Source organism: Bartonella sp. ML69XJBT (genome assembly GCF_028618515.1).
GTDB lineage: Bacteria > Pseudomonadota > Alphaproteobacteria > Rhizobiales > Rhizobiaceae > Bartonella.
This window is the reverse complement of sequence record NZ_JAQITB010000001.1, coordinates 73,680-93,725: the sequence shown is the minus strand read 5'-3', so window position 1 is coordinate 93,725 and position 20,046 is coordinate 73,680. Positions and strand designations below refer to the sequence as shown.

The window sequence follows — 20,046 nt, the reverse complement described above, 5'->3', positions numbered from 1 at the left end:
ATATGGAAAAATATTATGACTACTGAAATCCGTGTTCCTACTTTGGGCGAATCGGTTACCGAGGCAACTGTTGGTAAATGGTTTAAAAAGCTTGGTGACGCTGTTGCTATAGATGAGCCTTTGGTTGAATTAGAAACTGATAAGGTAACAGTTGAGGTTCCCTCACCTGTTGCAGGAAAATTATCTGAAATCATTGCAAAGGAAGGCGATACAGTTGGAGTTAATGCGCTCTTAGGGAGAGTTGAAGCTGGAGCAGCTGGTGTTACCAAAACATCGCCGTCTTCTGAGACATCTGGATCTACCACTCCCGCTCAATCGGAGCAGTCTCTTTCACGTGATACAATGCCTCCAGCACCTTCAGCAGCAAAATTGATGGCAGAAAATAATATTGCAAAAAGTGATATTTCAGGTTCTGGAAAACGTGGACAAGTTCTCAAAGAAGATGTGCTTGGTGTGATGACACAAGGAACAAAAGCACCTACTCCTATGACTTCTACAGTTAGCTCTTCTTCTGTCTCCAGCTCTTCAGCTGCTTCTGTACAGGAAATCCATGAAGAGCGGGTTCGTATGACAAAATTACGTCAAACAATTGCTCGTCGTCTTAAAGATGCACAGAATACTGCAGCAATGTTAACCACATTTAATGAGGTGGATATGTCTGCGGTGATGGATTTGCGTAAGCGTTATAAGGATATTTTTGAAAAAAAGCATGGTGTTAAGCTTGGTTTTATGGGCTTTTTTACTAAAGCTGTTTGTCATGCATTAAAAGAACTTCCTGCTGTTAATGCAGAAATTGATGGAACAGATATTATTTACAAAAACTATGTCAATGCTGGAATTGCGGTTGGAACGGATAAAGGGCTTGTAGTTCCGGTGATACGTAATGCAGATCAGATGTCGTTGGCAGAGATTGAAAAGGAAGTTGGTCGTTTGGGGCGTCTTGCTCGTGATGGAAAATTAGCGGTTTCTGATATGCAAGGTGGAACTTTTACCATTACTAACGGGGGGGTTTATGGATCATTAATGTCTACGCCGATTTTAAATGCACCACAATCTGGTATTTTGGGAATGCATGCGATTAAAGAGCGAGCAATGGTTGTGGAGGGACAAATCGTGATTCGCCCCATGATGTATCTAGCACTTTCTTATGATCATCGTATTGTAGATGGCCAAGAAGCTGTAACTTTCCTTGTGCGTGTTAAGGAAAGTTTAGAAGATCCGGAACGCCTTGTTCTTGATTTGTAAAAGTACAATTTTCGGGACGAAAGGAAGAACGGATGTCTTATGATGTGGTTGTGATTGGAGCGGGGCCGGGTGGTTATGTCGCAGCGATAAAAGCGGCGCAATTAGGGCTTAAAACAGCAATTATTGAAAAACGGGTAACATTAGGGGGGACATGTCTTAATGTTGGCTGTATTCCTTCTAAAGCATTGTTACATGCCTCAGAAGTGTTTGCTGAAACACAACATGGTTTTGAAACACTTGGTATTTCTATTGCAAAATCAAAGCTTAATCTTGAGCAGATGATGGCGCATAAAAAAGCTGTTGTGACAGCTAATACGAGTGGTGTCTCTTTTTTGATGAAAAAAAATAAAGTTGACACTTTTTTTGGTACAGCCAAAATTTTAAGTGTAGGTCATGTGGAAGTCGTTGCTCGGGATGGTAGTACACAAAAGATTGAAACAAAGAATATTGTGATTGCTACGGGTTCAGAGAGTTCAGGCATTCCGGGTGTGAATGTTGACGTTGATGAAAAGGTTGTCGTTTCTTCTACGGGAGCTCTTACTCTTGAAAAAGTACCAACACGTATGATTGTTGTGGGGGCTGGGGTTATTGGTTCAGAGCTTGGTTCAGTTTGGAGTCGTTTAGGTGCTAAGGTAACCATTATTGAATATCTTAATAAAGTTTTAGGATCAATGGATGGTGAAATTTCAAGGCAGTTCCAAAAAATAATGGAAAAACAGGGAATTGAGTATAAGACTAATGCAAAAGTAACAGCTATTACGCGATCTGCTTCAACGGCTCAGGTGAGTTTTGAAGCCGCTAAAGGTGGTGCTTCTGAAACTTTAGAGGCTGATGTTGTGCTCATTGCGACGGGACGTTCTCCATACACGGAAGGTCTTGGTTTGAGAGAGGCGGGTGTTCAGATAGATGAGCGTGGCTTTGTTGTTATCGATGCACAGTGGCAGACAAATATTCCAGGAATTTATGCGATTGGTGATGTTGTTAAAGGACCAATGTTGGCGCATAAGGCAGAGGAAGAGGGTATTGCTGTAGCGGAAATTTTAGCGGGTCAAAAGGGGCATGTTAATTTTGATGTCATTCCTAGTGTTGTCTATACACAACCGGAAATTGCTAGTGTAGGGAAGACAGAAGAAGAACTTAAAGCTGCTGGTATTGAATATAATGTTGGTAAATTTCCTTTCATGGCTAATGGTCGTGCACGTGCCATGCAAAGGAGTGATGGGTTTGTTAAAATCCTTGCTGATAAAAAAACAGATCGGGTGTTAGGGGGGCATATTCTTGGATTTGGTGCTGGTGAAATGATCCATGAAATTGCGGTTTTAATGGAATTTGGGGGAGCTTCAGAAGATTTGGGGCGTTGTTGCCATGCGCATCCTACTTTATCAGAAGCTGTACGAGAGGCTGCTTTAGCGACATTTGCTAAACCACTTCATATCTAGATGCGCTTTGAGCGTTCTATGATATGTCTCTTGAAAAAGCCTAAAAGATACTTTATCGGTGGTTTTATTGTTGTGTGTTTTGGAAAAAACCGCCCCTTATAAGGGCGGTTTCTCTGTATTTTTTGTTGGTGTATAAAGATTTATTTTTTCTTTGCCCTAAAAGACAATCTCTCAAACCGCATCAATTTGTAATAAGATTGATTTGTCTTAAGCAAATTTCCTTCTGTTGAGCATTGATGTAATGCATTGCTAGAGGTTTGAGGGATAAATTTTCTCTCCAATATTTCATTCAAAGATACATTTCTCCATTTGGTTGATGCAAAAAAATAGATGCCTTTTATATTTATAACAGTGTCTTATATAAAGAGACATCTCTTAAGGCACCCAAGCCCATTTCACGGCGGCGCCCGTGAATGGTATAGCGATAAAGCCATTGAGCACCGCCATCTTTACGCTTGTGAAGAAGCAAGCCAGCACCATCATTATATTTGCCAGCTCCCACTGTTGCGACAGCCCTTGGCACTTAAGACGATTATAAGAGCCATTTTTAGTCCTTTCTTATACAGTTTTTACCCACACGCCAGCCCCGCTTTTGACGTGCAAGCAAATGATTTTGATTGATGCAACATAAACAGATTTGAAATGAGAGAATCTTACGTTATTCGAGGGTCTCATTCAATATGAACAACGCTAAATTATCATTATAAATCAATATCTTGTATCACCGTTAAAAGACAATCTTTTATAGTGCTACAGATAAACTTAAAACTGTATTTTTTTCTCTTCTTGTTGCTCTCTTATCCAGGTGGAAAGCCCCATGCGATCGAGATATTTGAGAAAAGGTTGTGGTGGTAGTTCTTCTACGTTGACCATTGTTTTAACATCCCATTCACCAGTAGCAATAAGAAGGGCTGCTACTGCTGCTGGTACACCAGCGGTATAGGAAATGCCTTGTGCACCGGTTTCGTTAAAAGCTTGTTTGTGATCGGCTATATTATAGATAAACATTTCTCTTGGTTTGCCATCTTTTTCACCTTTAATAAGATCTCCAATACAGGTTTTTCCTGTGTAGTCTGATGCTAAAGAAGCTGGATCGGGTAAAACAGCTTTTACAACTTTTAAGGGGACAACTTCTTGACCTTCTGCCGTTTTAATAGGCTGTTCAGATAAAAGTCCAAGATTTTTCAAAACAGTAAAAACAGTAATGTAATGTTCACTAAATCCCATCCAGAAACGGACATTTTCTACATCGAGATTTTTGGATAATGAATGAATTTCATCATGTCCCGTCATATAGGCTTTTTGTTTGCCAACAATTGGGAGATCCCATTCATTACTGACTTCAAACATTTTATGGGAAACCCATTTTTTATTTTGCCAAGACCATACTTGTCCTGTAAATTCTCGAAAGTTAATTTCTGGATCAAAATTGGTGGCAAACCAACGTCCATGGGTGCCGGCATTAATATCAATAATATCAATATCGGTGATCTTATCAAAATAATTCTCACGCGCTAATGCTGCATAAGCATTCACAACGCCTGGATCAAAACCAGCACCTAGAATAGCAGTAATCCCAGCTTTTTCACATTCTTGACGCCGAGGCCATTCATAATTGCCATACCAAGGTGGTGTTTCGCAAATTTTCAGGGGGGCTTCGTGAATGGCAGTATCAATGTAAGCGCATTTGGTTTGGATACAAGCAGAAAGAACAGACATGTTAAGAAAGGCTGAACCCACATTGATGACAATTTTACATTTGGTCTTTTGGATCAGTTTTACAGTTTCTTCTATATTCATTGCATCGAGTTGGTGACTTTGAAGAACGCCTTGCTCTTTCATAGTGTTTTTTTCTTTAATAGAGGCAATGATGGCTTCACACTTTTTGAGGGTTCGTGAAGCAATATGAATTTCACCAAGAATATCGTTGTTTTGAGCACATTTGTGCGCAACAACCTGTGCAACACCTCCAGCACCAATAATGAGAATATTTTTCTTCATTGTAGGTTTATCTCCTTTTTAATACTGCTTGTTGTAGAATGTTTTTAATGGCTCTTTTTTATGAAAGACTTGTTTGATAATCATGATAATTAAATTGACGTTGAAGTGTTAGTGTACCATCAAATTCTTTGATAACAATGGCAGGCATTGCAACGCCATTAAACCAGTTTTTCTTGACCATTGTATAACCGGCTGCATCCTGAAAAGACAGTCTGTCACCTATTTTAAGAGGTTCTGGAAACTGAAATGTTCCAAAAATATCACCAGCAAGACAAGATTTTCCGCATATCATAATTTCGTACGGTCCTTGATTTGGTTCTAATTTGGCGTTCTCACGATAAATGAGAAGATCAAGCATATGCGCTTCAATGGAGCTATCAACGATAGCAAGTTTTTTTTCATTATACAATGTATCAAGAACACTTACTTCTAGTGTGGTGCTTTTTGTTATAGCAGCTTCTCCTGGTTCTAGAAAAATGGTAACACCATAGTTTTTTGAAAAATCTTTTAAACGTTTTGCGAAAGTTTCTAAAGGATAATTTTCAGCCGTAAAGTGAATTCCACCGCCAAGGCTAATCCAATCAACTGCAACAAAAAGTTCTGCAAATTTTTCTTCCATGTGACTGAGCATTTGATTGAAAAGATTGAAATCAGCATTTTCGCAATTGTTGTGAATCATGAGGCCATTTATGAGTGGTAGAACTTCTTTTATAGCATTTTGATTGATTTCTCCTAAACGACTAAAAGGGCGGGAGGGGTTGGCAAGATCAAAATTGGATGCACTGATTCCTGGATTTAACCTTAAACCTCGTTGAAGAGTTTTTGTTGCATCAGAAAAACGTTGAAGTTGTTGGATGGAATTAAAAATAATTTTGTCTGCATAGCTACAGACTTCATTAATTTCATGATCTGCCCAAGCAACCGAATAAGCATGAGTTTCTTTACCAAATTTTTCTCTTCCCAAACGCAGTTCATATAGGGATGATGACGTAGTTCCATCCATAAATTCAGACATGACATCAAAAACACTCCATGTGGCAAAACATTTCAAAGCAAGCAAAATTTTTGCTCCAGATATGCTGCGTAAGCGATCGATAACTTCCATATTTTTGATGAGCTTAGATTTATCTATAAGATAATAGGGGGTTTTTATCATTGCTTATCCATTCTCTTTTGAAGGATCTTATTCTTGAGATCAACGTTTAGTACAAAGAACAACAGAATGTCTCTAGAAAAAACAGTTTTAAAAAAAGAATCTGTTTCTGTCTAGCGGTAGAAAGGCTTTCTGTAACTGCGTTTTGTTTTTGTAGTTTGAGATTCGCATTATGTGTATGAAAAAAAAATTGTATTATGCTTTCGCTCTTGTACTTATGGGCAGTTTTTTCCTTATAACAACCAATATTGTTAATTTGGTGCAAGATAAGAGCGATGTTGAAGCCAAACTGGTGTCTTCAGACTTTGTTAACGAGAGTTCGGTGCCTTTGATTTTGACAGGGCGTAGAGAACTGAATGGTTTTAAGGGATATCATAATTATCGGCGTGGTTATGTTAAGTATAGAGATAATTGGTGGTATCCTGAAGCAGCTTTCGCTGCGTTACCACATTCAGAAACGAAACATGTGCCATTAAAAACTGTCTTAGAGGACAAAAGGGTATTTTTAATTTCTTCTTTGGAGAAAAAACAACCATGGATGCCTAAAAAACACGTGGAATCTTGTCGGGCGCGTTATCGTTCTTATAATAAAAACGATAATAGTTATCAGCCTTTCCATGGTCCTCGTAAGCAGTGTCTTTCGCGTTTTTTTAAGTGAAAATTATTAAATAGAGAAAAATTTCTCTCAAGCCTTGTCGTGCTCATTCTCGTTCTTAAAATAAAGAGGGGTGTGTATGCAGTGTCTGCTTTTTTTATGTAACAGTTGTTTTTTAAAAATTTTAACCACTTTTAAGTTTTATTAAATCTTATTATCGTTAAGTGTGTGATAAGGGGGGTGATAAGGTAAATTTTTATTTTGTCGATGACAAAATATTGAAGGATGATATGGAGTTTTAAGAATGACAACACGGGAAGCAATGTTGATGTTGCTCGTTTTGCTTCCCTTTGGTGGAAGTGCTGTCATCAGTTTGTTTCGTTCGACAGCAAAAAATAATGAAGCATGGTTTGCTGGGGTTGTTGCACTTTTCAGTCTTTTTTTTACAGTTATACTTTATCCATCGGTGCATGGAAATCGCGTGGTACGTTTAGATATTTCATGGCTTCCAGAATGGGATGTTAATTTGATCTTCCGTATGGATGGTCTGGCGTGGCTTTTTTGTTTGCTCATTACAGGAATTGGACTTCTTGTTGTTGTCTATGCGCGTTATTACCTGGATCAGGCGGACTCTGTACCGCGTTTTTTTTCTTTTTTTCTGGCCTTTATGGGATCAATGACAGGGATAGTCTTATCTGGCAATCTCGTTTTTTTGGTTATTTTTTGGGAACTCACCAGTATTTTTTCTTTTTTGTTGATCGGTTATTGGTACCATAATGCAAGTGCGCGTGAGGGAGCACGCATGGCTTTAACAATCACAGGTTTTGGTGGTTTTGCTCTTTTTATTGGTGTTTTATTGATTGGTCATATTGTTGGTAGTTTTGATTTGGATAAGGTGTTGCATTCTGGGGAGATGATCCGATCAAGTGTGCTTTATAATCCTGTCCTTATTTGTATTTTATTGGGAGGATTAACAAAAAGTGCACAGTTTCCTTTTCATTTTTGGTTACCTGGTGCGATGGCTGCTCCAACACCGGTATCGGCTTATTTACATTCGGCAACAATGGTAAAAGCAGGGTTGTTTTTGCTTGTTCGTTTATGGCCTGTGCTCTCTGGAACGGAAACTTGGTTTTGGTTGGTAGGCTTTTCAGGACTGTCAACCTTGCTGCTTGGTGCTTATTTTTCCATGTTCCAGCAAGATTTAAAAGGGTTACTTGCTTACTCAACGATTAGTCATCTTGGATTGATTACCACACTTTTAAGCCTTGGTAGTTCGCTTGCATGTGTTGCGGCAATCTTTCATATGGCTAATCATGCTACTTTTAAAGCTTCTTTATTTATGGCTGCTGGCATTATTGATCATGAGACCGGAACACGTGATATGCGTAAGTTGACAGGTCTTTATCGTACTATGCCTATTACAGCAACTCTTGCTTTGGTCGCGAGTGCGGCGATGGCTGGAGTTCCTTTGTTAAATGGCTTTTTGTCGAAGGAAATGTTTTTTGCTGAAGCGGTTGAAATGCATATGGACTCATGGCTCGATTGGATTGCACCATATGTGGCAACGCTCGCTAGTCTGTTTAGTGTGACTTATTCTATACGTTTTATTCATGGTGTTTTTTTAGGGGCAAAACCTATTAATTTACCTAAAACCCCGCATGAACCACCGCATTTTATGCGTTTACCTATGGAACTTTTGGTGTTTATTTGTTTGGCAGTTGGTATTTTTCCTAATTTAACAATAGGACCTATTTTGGATAATGCTGTTGTCTCTGTTTTAGGATCCATGACAATTCCTTATAGTTTGGCTGTTTGGCACGGGCTTAATACGCCATTAATGATGAGTTTTGTGGCTTTATCAGGAGGCGGATTGCTTTATGTCTTCGGGCATCGTTATTTTTTATCTTGTGATGATGGTCCTCCTTTTTTTCGTCATTTGAAAGGAACACGCATTTTTGAACGCGTTCTGGTGATTATTTCTTGGAAATGGGCACGGGCGCTGGAAGCAGTTTTGTCGACACGTCGTTTGCAAATGCAATTACATTGGATTTTTTTGCTGTGTTTTGCATTTGTTGGTCTTTTGCTTTGGTACGACGGTTTTATTTCAGCGGGATCGTTACCGCTTTTTCCGCTTGATATTCCTTTTCTTGCTGTTTGGCTGGTAGGTGGATCCTGTGCTCTTTTGGTTGCTTGGCAAGCAAAATTTCATCGCCTTGCATCACTTATGCTGTTGAGTGGAGCTGGTTTGATGACTTGTGCAACCTTTTTGTGGCTCTCCGCACCCGATTTAGCAATAACACAATTGGTTGTTGAGGTGGTGACAACCGTTTTATTATTGCTTGGCTTGCGGTGGTTGCCTAAGCGTTTATATAATCCTGATCCAAACCATGTTTGTTTTTATGTGCGTTTTCGTCGTGTTCGTGATTTCATTATAGCTGTTATGGGAGGTGTTGGTGTTGCATGGCTTTCTTTTGCAATGATGACACGTCCTCAGGGGGCAACTGTTGCTGATTTTTTTCTAACGAATGCTTATAGTGGTGCTGGTGGTCGCAATGTTGTGAATGTGTTGTTGGTTGATTTCCGTGGTTTTGATACCATGGGAGAAGTTGTCGTCTTAGGTGTTGTTTCACTCACGGTTTTTGCTCTTTTACGACGCTTTCGTCCTGCTCCTGAAAGTATTGATGCGCCTTTTCAACAACGTGTTCAGAAAGCTTTTGATATGGAACAGCCTGATAGGGATGTGGGGGATAGCGTCTTGAACTATCTTGTTGTTCCTGCTGTTATTATGGGATGGCTCTTTTCGGTTATTATCGCTTTTTCTGTCTATTTATTTATGCGCGGGCATGATCTTCCAGGCGGGGGATTTGTTGGTGGTGTGACTTTAGCGATAGGCTTTATTTTGCAATATCTTGCCCGTGATATTCGTTGGGTGGAAAGCCATTTGAAGGTTTTGCCATTACGCTGGATGGGCTTTGGTTTGTTGTTATCAGTCTTGACGGGAGTGGGAGCTTGGTTTTTTGGAACTCCTTTTTTAACCTCTTTTTTCCAATATACGCATCTGCCACTGATTGGAAAGATTCCTATGGCTTCTGCTTTTTTATTTGATCTTGGTGTGTTTTCTCTTGTTTTGGGGGCAACAGTTCTCATTTTAATTGCACTGGCACACCAGTCTATTCGTAGTTATCGAATCGGTAAGAAACCTCTTTTGAAAGAGAAGGAAAATTAATGGAAATTGTTCTTTCTTTGGCTATAGGTGTTCTTGTTGGATCAGGCATTTGGCTCATTTTACGTCCACGAACTTTCCAAGTCATTCTTGGTTTGTCTTTGATCTCCTATGGAGTCAATCTTTTTATGTTTTCAATGAGTAGACCGCGTAGCAATGCTGCGCCGATTGTTGATCCTACTAAAGTGATTAATCCAGAAAATTACGTTGATCCTCTTCCACAGGCGTTAGTTTTAACAGCAATTGTGATTGGTTTTGCAACGACAGCTCTCTTTTTGGTTATCCTTCTTGTTTCACGCGGATTAACAGGTTCAGATCACGTGGATGGACGTGAGGTGCAATGATGGAAGAATACCAGCGCCATCTTCTCATTTTGCCTATTGTTTTACCATTAATCACTGGAGCTCTCCTGCTTTTTTATGATGAACGCCGTGCAAAACTTAAGTCATTCATAAGTCTGTTTTCTGCTGGATTGTTGGTTATTATCGCCATTTTATTGGTTATGCGTATTCTTGAAGTTGCACCAGCTGCAGAGGTTTATCGTCTTGGCAATTGGCCTTCTCCTTTTGGAATTATTTTGGTCCTTGATCGCTTAAGCGCTATGATGCTTGTACTTTCCAGCTTGTTAATGGTTGCTGCATTGGTTTTTGCACGGGCGCATTGGTATAAAGCTGGTCCTCATTTTCAGTCATTGATGCAGTTTTTCATGGTTGGAATAAATGGTGCTTTTTTAACAGGGGATTTGTTCAATTTATTTGTGTTTTTTGAAGTGATGTTAACCGCTTCTTATGGGCTTGCCTTGCACGGTTCTGGTCAATTACGTGTGCGTGCTGGATTGCATTATGTGGTGATTAATCTTGTTGCTTCGTTGTTGTTTCTCGTTGGTACGGCACTCATTTATGGAGTCGTTGGTACCTTGAATATGGCTGATTTGGCTGTAAAAATAAAACATATAGCTTCTGCGGATATTGTTCTCTTTGAAATAGGTGCTGCACTTTTGGGGATCGCTTTTTTACTCAAAGCAGGGATGTGGCCACTTAATTTTTGGTTGATACCAACTTATAGTGCAGCAGCAGCACCCGTTGGGGCTTCTTTTGCTCTTTTGAGCAAGGTGGGTATTTATATTATTTTACGTCTGACATTGTTATGGTTTGGTCCTGAAAGTGGATATTTTAGCTATTTTGGTCACATGATTTTGTTTTACGGTGGGTTGATTACTATAGCTTTTGGTTTTATTGGAATTTTGGCTAGTCAAATTTTGGTACGTTTGGCAGCTTATAGCGTTCTTGTCTCTTCTGGTACATTGTTGAGTGCAATTGGGATTGGTCATGCAGCACTGACAGCAGGCGCACTCTTTTATATCGTTTCTTCAACTTTAGCTCTTGGTGCTTTTTTTCTTTTGGTGGAACTTGTTGAACGCTGTCAGGATGTAGCGGCGAATGTTTTGACTGTTACAATGGAAGTTTATGGAGACGATGAAGAGGAGGAAGAAGATGAAGTTGGTACCTATTTACCAGTAACTTTAGCGATTCTCGGGGGATGTTTTTGTATCTGTGCCCTCTTAATTATTGGGTTGCCGCCTTTTTCTGGTTTCGTGGCTAAATTTATGATGTTTATGGCAATTTTAAACCATACTAAGGGAGATTTATCTGTTTTCCTACCGGCTTACCAAGATTGGCTGTTTGTGATTTTTGTCTCCCTATCTGGTTTTGCAACTTTAATTGCTCTCACAAGAATGGGTACTCGAACTTTTTGGGTTTCTCTTGAAGGGAGAATTCCGCGTGTGCAGGTGATTGAATTTGCACCTATTGCTGCTCTGCTGGCTTTGTGCTTTCTCATAACAATTTTAGCTGCTCCTGTTAGCCATTATATGTCTGAAACAGCTAAAGCTCTATATAATCCTCAAAACTATATTGGAAGCGTTTTAGAAGATTTTTCTTTTGAGAATGGGGAGATCAATCAATGAATTATTTTTGTTCTTTCCCTCTTTTCAGTACGGCAATCGTTTTTATGTGGTTGACCTTAAATGGTTTTAGTTTAGGTCAATTACTTTTAGGGATTATCGTTGCTTTGTTTAGTGGTTGGATGATGCGGTTTCTTGAGCCGGAAAAAATCACCGTTAAAAGTTGGCGTGCAGTTTTTCGTTTAATTTTTCGCGTGTTTATCGATTCTATTATTTCAAATGTTTCTGTGGCTTGCTTTGTTTTGACAAAAAGATCTCAAAAGCAGCACTCTGATTTTATTGTGGTGCCCCTTTTGCTCGAAAGTCGTACTGCTTTGGCAGTTTTAGCATGTATTCTCTCTGTTACTCCAGGAACCGTTTGGATTGCTTATAATAGAAAAAATAGTGAGCTTTTACTCCATGTTTTAGACTTTAAAAATGGATATAATTATCAACAGTCGATTAAACAACGCTATGAGCAATTGCTTTTGGAGATTTTCTCATGAGTATGATGATTCTTTATTGGGGGATTTTTCTGTCGCAGTTTTTTTTAAGTTTGGCAATGATTTTTGCGCTATTTCGATTAATTCGTGGTCCACGGGCGCAGGACCGCATCGTGGGATTGGATGCTCTTTATGTAATAACTATTCTTTTGTTTCTTACATTTGATCTTCGATCAGGAACAACTATTTATTTTGTAGCACCTCTCATTATTGGATTGTTAGGTCCTGTATCAAGTATTGCTTTGGCAAAATTTCTCATGCGGGGAGAAATTATTGAATGAAAGATGATATCTCACTTGTGGTTGCTGTTGCTATTACAGTTTTTTTAGTATTGGGGTCTGGTCTCACATTGATTGGAACAATAGGATTGGTGCGTCTTTCCAGTTTTTATAAGCGTTTGCATATGCTTTCACTCAGTACAAGTTGGGGAGCTGGAAGTATTCTTATCGCATCGTTTCTTTATTCTATTTTTGTGGATCACCATTTTGTCTTTCATGAAATATTATTGATGATTTTTTTACTTGTAACGATACCAGTGGCTTCTATGCTGGTATCACAGGCGGCAGCTTACCGACATCATTCAGAAAATACATCAGAAAAACCGCTGGCTCTTTTATCACATCAGACGACAGAACAACCGCCTACATTAGAAGAAATGTTATGCGATGAGAACCAGCGCGATTCTTGATATCAAGTGTCTTTTTTATTTTATTGCGCGCTTTGTTCTTCTATACAACGAATAGGATTTTCTTCTTTTGGATCATTGATGAGATCATAAAATAAAGCCTCATTTTTCGTTGTCCACCATACATATTGTCCGCTTACATATTTTGCTCCAGAAGCAGCAATAACATTGGAACCAACAATACGCTTTCCTTTCCATTTGAAATCAACAAGCGCAATATCACCAGCAGTGTAATAGGTTGCTTCAATAGATTCTTTATTCTTTCTCATATCGCATTGATAGGTAGCAATTTCTGTTGTTGGTGCTGGATCATCTGGGACCTCAATGACTAAAGAACCTGCCAAGGCATTGATTGAACTGCAGAATAATAGACTTAAAGCGGCACAAGACCGTAGCTTAGAAGAAGTTTTTTTCATAATATTCCTTTCATTCTTTAGAATAATAATGTTGATTCATCTTTACAAAGGATAGGTTTTTTCTGTTCTGGATCATCCACGAGATCATAAAGTGTGATTTCTTTGTTCTTTTCCCACCAGATATACTGGGTCCCCGCATATTTTACTCCAGAAGTAGCGATAACATTAGCAGCAATAACGCGATCACCTTTCCATTTGAAATCAACCAACGAAATATTTTCAGCGTTGTGATAGGTTGCTTCAACGCGTTCTTTACTTATTCCTGTATCACATTGATAGGTTATTTTTTGTGTTGTTGGCTCTGGATTATCTGGTATCTCAAGGATTATAGAGCCAGCAAAGACATTGCTTGAGCTAAAAAGTGATAAACTTGAAGCGGCCAAAAATCCTAAAATATGTAGAGTTTTTTTCATAATGCTTCCCTATATTGCACGACAGAATAATTTGATTGATACAATGGTGTCCACGGCAGGATTCGAACCTGCGACCCCAGGATTCATACCACTTCGATTTTCACCGCCAGCGTTAAAAGCTGTTTGTGGTCTGGACTGTCTCTTCACCATAAAGCTTATGCCTTTTAGGTGCTGCCCGTTCAGTCTCTACACCTTCCTCTCCTTATAACAGAGAGGCTTGGCTCGGGATTGGCATATGGTTTCCCATGAAGCTTTCCCCGAATTTGAGCAGATCCACTTTGAGGATTTCTCCTCAAGGCGCCCAATTTCTTTAGGAATCCTGTGCTCTATCCTACTGAGCTACGCAGACATCATCATATCTCTTTCTTTAATAGAAGTATAAAAACGAATCAATTATATTCAATATGAATTAACGAATTTCCGTTAATTTTTGTTCCAAAAAGGCTAAAACTGCATTTGATGGAACATTTTTTGCAATAAATGATTGTCCAAGTCCGCGTGTTAAGATGAACGTTAAGTTGTTTTGCGAAACCTTTTTATCTTGAGCAATGAAAGTCATCAGTGTTTCGGCATCTGGGAGTGTACCTGCGATATCTTTTAGTTGTGTAGGCAATCCTACAGCTTTAAAATGGGTTTCAATGCGCTGTGTGAGTGTGGTATCTATTAAATTCAGTTGTGCGGAAAATTGGTGGGCTAGAATCATACCAATTGATACAGCTTCACCATGGATTAAACGGTTTGAGTCATAAGTGGTTGCTGTTTCAAGCATGTGTCCAAATGTATGACCAAGATTTAGGAGTGCACGTTCTCCCGTTTCATATTCATCACGTGCTACAATGTCCGCTTTAAATTGGCATGAGCGGACAATGGCTTCTATTCGCATAGAGCCATTGGAGAAAACTTTTTGTCCATTTTTTTCAAGCCATACAAAGAAATCAGGCTGGTTAATAAGACCATATTTGACCATTTCCGCATAACCAGCGCGAAATTGACGCGGTGGCAATGTATCAAGGATACAAGTGTCAGCAATAACGCATTGCGGTTGATAAAAAGTGCCAATAAGATTTTTACCATATTGGCTATTAATACCTGTTTTTCCTCCCACAGAGGAGTCAATTTGTGCAAGTAGTGTTGTGGGTATTTGAATGAAGTTCATACCGCGGCGGATAACACTTGCGGAAAATCCTGCCAAGTCGCCAATGACACCACCACCAAAAGCAATAACGCAGTCACCTCTCTCTAGACGTGCAGCAAGAATTTTATCAATGACGCTTTGTAGGGTGGAAAAGCATTTTGATTGTTCTCCTGCTTCTACAACGATGGGAACAGTATGAATTTTATTTTTTGTTAATTCTTTCTGTAATGTCTCTAAATGGAGGGATGCAACATTTGTATCTGTAACAATTGCCAAACGTGTTGGATGAGAATCTGTTTGGTGGAGAGAATGTTTAATCTGCAAAGCTGCTTGTGTAATGAGATTTGGTCCAATGATAATATCGTAACAATGTTTGTCCAGCTTAACAGTAACGGTTTTGGTGTGCATGCTTTTTGTTCCTATGGTCATTTTCTTCTATCGAGGTAGTGCTGTACAGATCGTATAACATTTTTTGCGACGGTAAGACGGCTTTCTGTATGCGTGTTAATTGTTAAGTTTGCCTTTGCATAAATAGGATAACGCTGTTCCATGAGCTTTTGCATGGTTTCTTTAGGGTTTGTTGTTTGGAGAAGTGGTCGCGTTTTGCGCTTTGAGACACGTTGCATGAGGATATCAAGGTCGGCTTTGAGCCAGATAGATATACCATTTTGGTGAATAGCTTTTCGGATGTCTTGATTTATGTAGGCACCACCACCGGTTGCTAAAACAAGAGGACTTTTTTTGATGAGATTGAGAATAACACGCTGTTCAAGAGCACGGAATTCTGATTCACCATAAATTTTAAAGAGTTCGGTAATGGTCATTTTTGAAGCTTTTTCGATTTCCTGATCAGAATCATAAAAGGGCAAACGAAGCATGGTGGCAACGCGTTTGCCGATGACTGATTTACCTGCACCCATCAGACCAACAAAGACAAGAGCGCGTTTATCAAGGGATGATAAGAGCTGGCTCTTTATCTGTGTCATCGGAATATGTTTTGATCGATTATTGTCCATAATTTATTTCGGCATTTATCTATATTAAAGTCAATTCCTGTTAATCTTTGTAAGGCATAATTCAATGGACGGAATGGTTCTGGAGAGAGTTTATTGTCTTATGCCAACATTGACCAGATTTTTAATGATTCTTTTTATTTCCTTTGTTATTCTTTTTAGTATCATGGTTGCTCTTGTTGTGTTTGTTAAACCCGTAACTGTGGATATGTATGTTGATGTCCCTTTGGATTCATTAAATCTTTCTTCAAAAGGGGATCAAGGAAATGAAAAGTGATATTGTAATAGACCGTTTTCTTGAAATGATGAGTGCTGAACGAGGCGCTTGTGACCATACACTTGCGGCTTATCAACATGATTTGCAGTGGGCAGAGGGCGTATTGTCTTCACACTCTGTATCACTTTTTTCAGCGCAAAAAGAAGATTTAATTGGCCTTTTATCACTTATGCACACTCTTGGTTGTGCAGCGTCTTCACAGGCGCGTCGTTTATCGACTTTGCGTCAATTTTATCAATTTCTTTATGCTGAAGGATTGAGAGAAGATGATCCTTCCCATGATATTGATGCACCTCGTCAGGGGCGCTCTTTGCCAAAAATCATCAGTGAAGATATGGTAACGAAATTGCTTGATTTGGCACAAGAGGAGGTTGTCCAAGCAAATGAGGGGTCAAAAAATTATTGGCGCGCATTGCGTCTTCAGTTGTTGATTGAAATGCTTTATGCAACAGGATTGCGTATTAGTGAATTGGTGAGTCTTCCAGTACAGGCTATCCGAGGGAAAGGATACAGTTTTTTGGTTCGTGGTAAGGGTAAAAAAGAACGAATGGTGCTGTTATCAAAAAAAGCTTGCCAAGTTCTTTCGCAGTGGTTGGAATTGCGTGATCAGGGAAAAGATGCAAAAAGCCCTTATCTTTTTCCTGCCCATTCACAGACAGGGTATATTGCTCGACAAGTTGTGGCACGGGAGTTGAAAAGTCTTGCTAAAAGAGCAGGAGTAAAAAGTGATGACTTTTCTCCCCATGTGTTGCGTCATGCTTTTGCTAGTCATCTCTTGCAAAATGGTGCTGATTTGCGTGCTGTTCAACATTTGTTAGGTCATTCTGATATTGCGACTACTCAGATTTATACCCATGTATTGGAAGCAGGGCTTTATCGTCTCGTTAATGAGCATCATCCTCTTGCTGATGAGCAGAAGGCTCAACAAGAATAAGGTGATGTTTTTGAAAAATACTTTATAAAATGGATTATAAGTGTATAAGTGACACCAGATAAGTTGGGTAGAATGTATAATTATCTTGATTTTGAAAAACCAGTTGCTGATCTCGATGGAAAAATTCTTGAATTAAAACAGATTTCTCAAGAAGAAGGCAGTCTTGATATGAGTGATGAGATCGCACGCCTTGAAGTGCGTTCTCAAACGGCATTGCGCGATATTTATAAAAAGTTATCGCCATGGCAAAAAACACAAGTGGCGCGCCATCCTGATCGTCCCCATTTTATGGATTATTCTGCGCGTTTGCTAAGCGATGTGACACCTTTGGCAGGAGACCGAAAATTTGCTGAAGATGAGGCTATACAAGCAGGATTTGCACGCTTTAGGGGAGAGGCAGTTGCTTATATAGGTCAAGAGAAAGGTCATGATACGCAAACACGTTTGCGCTATAATTTCGGTTCTGCTCGTCCAGAAGGTTATCGCAAAGCCGTACGTATTATGGAAATGGCTGACCGTTTTGGTTTGCCACTCCTGACTTTTGTTGATACGGCAGGTGCTTATCCTGGTGTGAGCGCTGAAGAACGCGGTCAAGCAGAAGCAATTGCTCAATCAACAGCAGCAACTTTACGCCTAAAAGTTCCGGTTGTTTCGGTCGTTATTGGTGAAGGTGGTTCAGGGGGAGCGATAGCAATTGCTGCTGCTAACAAAGTTTATATGTTAGAACATGCCATTTATTCTGTTATTTCTCCAGAAGGCGCTGCTTCTATTTTATGGCGCGATTCAACCCGTGCAAAAGATGCTGCAATGAATATGCGTATTACTGCTCAAGATTTATATCGGTTAAAGATTATTGATGGCATTATTCCTGAGCCTTTAGGAGGAGCACATCGAGGTAAAGAAGTCGTGATTGATGAAACAGGCGCGGTTATTGCAGAGGCTTTAAAGGAGATGGCTGGAAAAGATGGTGAAGCTCTTAAACAAGAGCGTTGGGAAAAATATCTTCAGATTGGTCGATCTTTAACATAAGTTATTTTTTATGAGGGGATGGATTGGAGTTGTATTCGATGATATTCAACAGATTCCTCGCAGTGTGTGTGTTGTTTGCAATGGGAATATTGATGGCATGCGAAGGAAGATTGCCAGCTTCTATTCGCGCTAAAGTTGAACAGCCTCTTCCCCAAGAAATTCAAAATAGAATGGTTTTGTATGATATCGATCCTTATGCACCAATAATGATGCGTTTTTTTAAGGAAGAAAATCTTGCTGAAATTTGGAAGCAGTCTCGTTCAGGGACTTTTATATTGATGGCGCGTTACGGTATTTGTAAGTGGTCTGGTCAGCTTGGACCTAAATATAAGGAAGGGGACCTTCAAACACCGGAAGGTTTTTATACCATTAGTGCAAGTCAAATGAATCCTTATTCGAAATATTACCTTTCTTTTAATATAGGATTTCCCAATCTCTATGATCAAGCCCATGGACGAACAGGAAGCAATCTGATGGTACATGGTTCTTGCTTTTCTGCCGGTTGCTATTCTATGAGTGATAAGAATATGGCACAGATTTATGCCTTTGCACGGGATGCTTTTAGAGGTGGACAAAGAGAATTTCAGTTGCAGGCTTTTCCTTTCCGCATGACCGATGCTAATATGGCGCGCCATAAATCTGATCCTCATTATCAATTTTGGCTTATGCTGAAGGAAGGGTATGATTTTTTTGAAGAAAATCGTACTCCCCCAACGGTTGAGGTTTATGAAAAGCGTTACGTTTTCAATCGTGGACTTAATAAAACTTCAAGTGTTCTAGCGCCCTGAGTGTCATCGTCTCGTAAAATAGGGATTTTTCCAAAGAGGCAAAAAGATCTCTTTGCTTCTTTGGAATGCTTTATTTCTTGTATCACTAAGACTGTAAAATATTGTTTTTCAGTACGGTGATATAAGGTGTGTTCACGCATATTAAAAATATCCTATCATGTATGAGATTGTTTTTTTACATAAACCAAGGGAAACGTTATGTGTTTTAAGCGGAATATGTGGGGCAAGGCTTTTTCGCTAAACTTGTGAAATGAATCGCATAAGTGATTGGCAGGGGGAATTCAAGATAAAGAGATTAGATTTATCATAATTCATTGTCTTGCAACTTAAATGAGAGATCCTGATACTATAAGATTCTTTTATTTCAGATTCCTCTCATGTTGAATCACTCAAAATTATTTTCTCATCTATTATAAGTTATTATAAGTGGGGTTGGCATGTGGATAAAAACATTTGAAGATGGAGAATAAATTCTTCTTATAAACTCTCTTAAATGCAAGGATGGTTATAGCAGTATGGATTGAAAAAGTATGCCGATGCCAGTTTGCATTTTCATGCAGATAAAGATGGTGGTGCACAATTGATTTACCTTTATGCCATTCACAGCATTACAGGAAGTGCCTGCGGAATCGGCTTGAGACATTGAAACACGTGCTTTTTAAAAAAGCGCGTGAATTGTCCATACAATAATGTTCTATTTACATGGACCTGATATTATTAAGATACCACCACTTTTAAGAGAAACGGGACTCTCATAAGTGCTTAGGCATCGCTCTCTGATTTAAACGTTTTCCCTCCGCTAAAAGTGTGATCACTAAGCGCTATTGCGGTTTTCTCTGTATTTTCCTTTCTCACACAAGCAAAGAGGTGACTTTCTACACCGAGCTCTCTTCGCTTTAAGATACTTCTAGATGTTGCTTTTAAAATATAAAGGCAAGTTAAAAACGTAAAAATTCAAGGTGTATTTTTTCTTAAAAAGTTAATACGTTGATTTATCATGATAAATTAATATTTTTTAACTTTAATAACTCAAAATACCGTAAGTTTCTCTGACCTTAAATCCTCTTATATTGAATCAATTGAAATTGCCTGCTTGCATGTTATACATGGAGGTGATGTGTGGCTAAAAATACTTTAAAAAATGCTCTCAAGTGTCAAGAGCTGTTGCCACATTGGGAGCTGGCAAATAAGATGATGATGCGGTCTTGCATCTTTATACGCGTAAAGATGGTGGTGCATAATGTATTTACCATTA

At 39.1% G+C, this 20,046-nt stretch carries 20 protein-coding genes and 2 pseudogenes; 14 read left to right on the top strand and 8 right to left on the bottom strand.

Translation table 11 applies throughout. The annotated features are described in order from the left end of the window. Positions 1–15 precede the first annotated feature (15 nt). Positions 16–1,245 carry a 2-oxoglutarate dehydrogenase complex dihydrolipoyllysine-residue succinyltransferase gene (odhB, locus tag PVV68_RS00440; protein ID WP_273719683.1) on the top strand — a complete coding sequence of 410 codons (1,230 nt, stop codon included), beginning with the start codon at positions 16–18 and terminating at the stop codon, positions 1,243–1,245. A gap of 32 nt (positions 1,246–1,277) precedes the next feature. Beyond that, the gene (gene lpdA, locus PVV68_RS00435; RefSeq protein ID WP_273719684.1) at positions 1,278–2,684 is read left to right on the top strand and encodes a dihydrolipoyl dehydrogenase; all 1,407 of its coding nucleotides are present in this window, start codon (positions 1,278–1,280) and stop codon (positions 2,682–2,684) included. 361 nt (positions 2,685–3,045) lie between these two features. On the opposite strand, the pseudogene PVV68_RS00430 reads toward lpdA, so the two are convergent. The 3 genes and pseudogenes from PVV68_RS00430 to PVV68_RS00420 all read right to left on the bottom strand — a co-directional run. Further along, positions 3,046–3,207: pseudogene (locus PVV68_RS00430) on the bottom strand (Arm DNA-binding domain-containing protein); the annotation flags it as partial. Positions 3,208–3,446: 239 nt separating this feature from the next. Then, positions 3,447–4,685: a saccharopine dehydrogenase family protein gene (locus tag PVV68_RS00425; RefSeq protein WP_273719685.1), complete on the bottom strand. Its 1,239-nt coding sequence runs from the start codon at positions 4,683–4,685 to the stop codon at positions 3,447–3,449. A 58-nt stretch (positions 4,686–4,743) separates the two neighbouring features. After that, entirely contained in the window at positions 4,744–5,841 is a 1,098-nt protein-coding gene (locus tag PVV68_RS00420) for a carboxynorspermidine decarboxylase (protein ID WP_273719686.1), read from the bottom strand. A gap of 169 nt (positions 5,842–6,010) precedes the next feature. Between PVV68_RS00420 and PVV68_RS00415 the strand changes: the two genes are divergently transcribed. The 7 genes from PVV68_RS00415 (at position 6,011) to mnhG (ending at position 12,789) form a co-directional block, all read left to right on the top strand. After that, positions 6,011–6,496, top strand: a complete 486-nt coding sequence (locus tag PVV68_RS00415; RefSeq protein WP_273719687.1) for a BA14K family protein — start codon at positions 6,011–6,013, stop codon at positions 6,494–6,496. Between the two features lie 241 nt (positions 6,497–6,737). Next, positions 6,738–9,659: a monovalent cation/H+ antiporter subunit A gene (locus tag PVV68_RS00410; RefSeq protein WP_273719688.1), complete on the top strand. Its 2,922-nt coding sequence runs from the start codon at positions 6,738–6,740 to the stop codon at positions 9,657–9,659. Then, positions 9,659–10,000: a Na+/H+ antiporter subunit C gene (locus tag PVV68_RS00405; RefSeq protein ID WP_144751771.1), complete on the top strand. Its 342-nt coding sequence runs from the start codon at positions 9,659–9,661 to the stop codon at positions 9,998–10,000. The genes PVV68_RS00410 and PVV68_RS00405 overlap by 1 nt, the downstream gene beginning before the upstream one ends. Continuing rightward, positions 10,000–11,622 (top strand): monovalent cation/H+ antiporter subunit D, encoded by a 1,623-nt coding sequence (locus PVV68_RS00400; RefSeq protein ID WP_273719764.1) that lies wholly within the window; start codon positions 10,000–10,002, stop codon positions 11,620–11,622. Before PVV68_RS00405 ends, PVV68_RS00400 begins: the two co-directional genes overlap by 1 nt. After that, the gene (locus PVV68_RS00395) at positions 11,619–12,104 is read left to right on the top strand and encodes a Na+/H+ antiporter subunit E (protein ID WP_273719689.1); all 486 of its coding nucleotides are present in this window, start codon (positions 11,619–11,621) and stop codon (positions 12,102–12,104) included. The genes PVV68_RS00400 and PVV68_RS00395 overlap by 4 nt, the downstream gene beginning before the upstream one ends. Then, entirely contained in the window at positions 12,101–12,382 is a 282-nt protein-coding gene (locus tag PVV68_RS00390; RefSeq protein WP_273719690.1) for a K+/H+ antiporter subunit F, read from the top strand. Before PVV68_RS00395 ends, PVV68_RS00390 begins: the two co-directional genes overlap by 4 nt. Then, complete coding sequence (gene mnhG / locus PVV68_RS00385; RefSeq protein WP_273719691.1) at positions 12,379–12,789, top strand: monovalent cation/H(+) antiporter subunit G; 411 nt, start codon at positions 12,379–12,381, stop codon at positions 12,787–12,789. The genes PVV68_RS00390 and mnhG overlap by 4 nt, the downstream gene beginning before the upstream one ends. Positions 12,790–12,809: 20 nt before the next feature. Here mnhG and PVV68_RS00380 read toward each other — a convergent pair whose 3' ends face one another. From PVV68_RS00380 to PVV68_RS00360, 5 genes and pseudogenes are all read right to left on the bottom strand, one after another. After that, positions 12,810–13,202 (bottom strand): MliC family protein, encoded by a 393-nt coding sequence (locus tag PVV68_RS00380; RefSeq protein ID WP_273719692.1) that lies wholly within the window; start codon positions 13,200–13,202, stop codon positions 12,810–12,812. Between the two features lie 17 nt (positions 13,203–13,219). Then, positions 13,220–13,615, bottom strand: coding sequence for an MliC family protein (locus tag PVV68_RS00375; protein WP_273719693.1), 396 nt, complete (start codon positions 13,613–13,615; stop codon positions 13,220–13,222). A gap of 9 nt (positions 13,616–13,624) precedes the next feature. Further along, entirely contained in the window at positions 13,625–13,765 is a 141-nt protein-coding gene (locus tag PVV68_RS00370; RefSeq protein WP_273719694.1) for a hypothetical protein, read from the bottom strand. A 259-nt stretch (positions 13,766–14,024) separates the two neighbouring features. Further along, positions 14,025–15,158, bottom strand: a complete 1,134-nt coding sequence (gene aroB, locus PVV68_RS00365) for a 3-dehydroquinate synthase (RefSeq protein WP_273782559.1) — start codon at positions 15,156–15,158, stop codon at positions 14,025–14,027. Then, positions 15,133–15,766, bottom strand: a pseudogene (locus PVV68_RS00360) (shikimate kinase). The gene aroB and the pseudogene PVV68_RS00360 overlap by 26 nt, the downstream one beginning before the upstream one ends. 64 nt (positions 15,767–15,830) lie before the next feature. On the opposite strand from PVV68_RS00360, the gene PVV68_RS00355 reads away from it, so the two are divergent. The 5 genes from PVV68_RS00355 (at position 15,831) to PVV68_RS00335 (ending at position 19,437) form a co-directional block, all read left to right on the top strand. After that, complete coding sequence (locus PVV68_RS00355) at positions 15,831–16,040, top strand: hypothetical protein (RefSeq protein WP_273782573.1); 210 nt, start codon at positions 15,831–15,833, stop codon at positions 16,038–16,040. Then, complete coding sequence (locus tag PVV68_RS00350) at positions 16,030–16,974, top strand: site-specific tyrosine recombinase XerD (RefSeq protein WP_273719697.1); 945 nt, start codon at positions 16,030–16,032, stop codon at positions 16,972–16,974. Before PVV68_RS00355 ends, PVV68_RS00350 begins: the two co-directional genes overlap by 11 nt. Positions 16,975–17,046: 72 nt before the next feature. Then, positions 17,047–18,003 (top strand): acetyl-CoA carboxylase carboxyltransferase subunit alpha, encoded by a 957-nt coding sequence (locus PVV68_RS00345; protein ID WP_273719765.1) that lies wholly within the window; start codon positions 17,047–17,049, stop codon positions 18,001–18,003. Positions 18,004–18,041: 38 nt separating this feature from the next. Continuing rightward, positions 18,042–18,791, top strand: coding sequence for a murein L,D-transpeptidase family protein (locus tag PVV68_RS00340; protein WP_273719698.1), 750 nt, complete (start codon positions 18,042–18,044; stop codon positions 18,789–18,791). Between the two features lie 520 nt (positions 18,792–19,311). Next, positions 19,312–19,437: a hypothetical protein gene (locus PVV68_RS00335; RefSeq protein ID WP_273782558.1), complete on the top strand. Its 126-nt coding sequence runs from the start codon at positions 19,312–19,314 to the stop codon at positions 19,435–19,437. The last annotated feature ends 609 nt before the right edge of the window (positions 19,438–20,046 follow it).

Excerpts from the sequence above, each read along its gene's own strand:
- odhB (WP_273719683.1), top strand. The coding sequence starts at position 16 with ATGACTACTGAAATCCGTGTTCCTACTTTGGGCGAATCGGTTACCGAG.
- lpdA (WP_273719684.1), top strand. The coding sequence starts at position 1,278 with ATGTCTTATGATGTGGTTGTGATTGGAGCGGGGCCGGGTGGTTATGTC.
- PVV68_RS00425 (WP_273719685.1), bottom strand. The coding sequence starts at position 4,685 with ATGAAGAAAAATATTCTCATTATTGGTGCTGGAGGTGTTGCACAGGTT.
- PVV68_RS00420 (WP_273719686.1), bottom strand. The coding sequence starts at position 5,841 with ATGATAAAAACCCCCTATTATCTTATAGATAAATCTAAGCTCATCAAA.
- PVV68_RS00415 (WP_273719687.1), top strand. The coding sequence starts at position 6,011 with ATGTGTATGAAAAAAAAATTGTATTATGCTTTCGCTCTTGTACTTATG.
- PVV68_RS00410 (WP_273719688.1), top strand. The coding sequence starts at position 6,738 with ATGACAACACGGGAAGCAATGTTGATGTTGCTCGTTTTGCTTCCCTTT.
- PVV68_RS00405 (WP_144751771.1), top strand. The coding sequence starts at position 9,659 with ATGGAAATTGTTCTTTCTTTGGCTATAGGTGTTCTTGTTGGATCAGGC.
- PVV68_RS00400 (WP_273719764.1), top strand. The coding sequence starts at position 10,000 with ATGGAAGAATACCAGCGCCATCTTCTCATTTTGCCTATTGTTTTACCA.
- PVV68_RS00395 (WP_273719689.1), top strand. The coding sequence starts at position 11,619 with ATGAATTATTTTTGTTCTTTCCCTCTTTTCAGTACGGCAATCGTTTTT.
- PVV68_RS00390 (WP_273719690.1), top strand. The coding sequence starts at position 12,101 with ATGAGTATGATGATTCTTTATTGGGGGATTTTTCTGTCGCAGTTTTTT.
- mnhG (WP_273719691.1), top strand. The coding sequence starts at position 12,379 with ATGAAAGATGATATCTCACTTGTGGTTGCTGTTGCTATTACAGTTTTT.
- PVV68_RS00380 (WP_273719692.1), bottom strand. The coding sequence starts at position 13,202 with ATGAAAAAAACTTCTTCTAAGCTACGGTCTTGTGCCGCTTTAAGTCTA.
- PVV68_RS00375 (WP_273719693.1), bottom strand. The coding sequence starts at position 13,615 with ATGAAAAAAACTCTACATATTTTAGGATTTTTGGCCGCTTCAAGTTTA.
- PVV68_RS00370 (WP_273719694.1), bottom strand. The coding sequence starts at position 13,765 with ATGGTGAAGAGACAGTCCAGACCACAAACAGCTTTTAACGCTGGCGGT.
- aroB (WP_273782559.1), bottom strand. The coding sequence starts at position 15,158 with ATGCACACCAAAACCGTTACTGTTAAGCTGGACAAACATTGTTACGAT.
- PVV68_RS00355 (WP_273782573.1), top strand. The coding sequence starts at position 15,831 with ATGGACGGAATGGTTCTGGAGAGAGTTTATTGTCTTATGCCAACATTG.
- PVV68_RS00350 (WP_273719697.1), top strand. The coding sequence starts at position 16,030 with ATGAAAAGTGATATTGTAATAGACCGTTTTCTTGAAATGATGAGTGCT.
- PVV68_RS00345 (WP_273719765.1), top strand. The coding sequence starts at position 17,047 with ATGTATAATTATCTTGATTTTGAAAAACCAGTTGCTGATCTCGATGGA.
- PVV68_RS00340 (WP_273719698.1), top strand. The coding sequence starts at position 18,042 with ATGATATTCAACAGATTCCTCGCAGTGTGTGTGTTGTTTGCAATGGGA.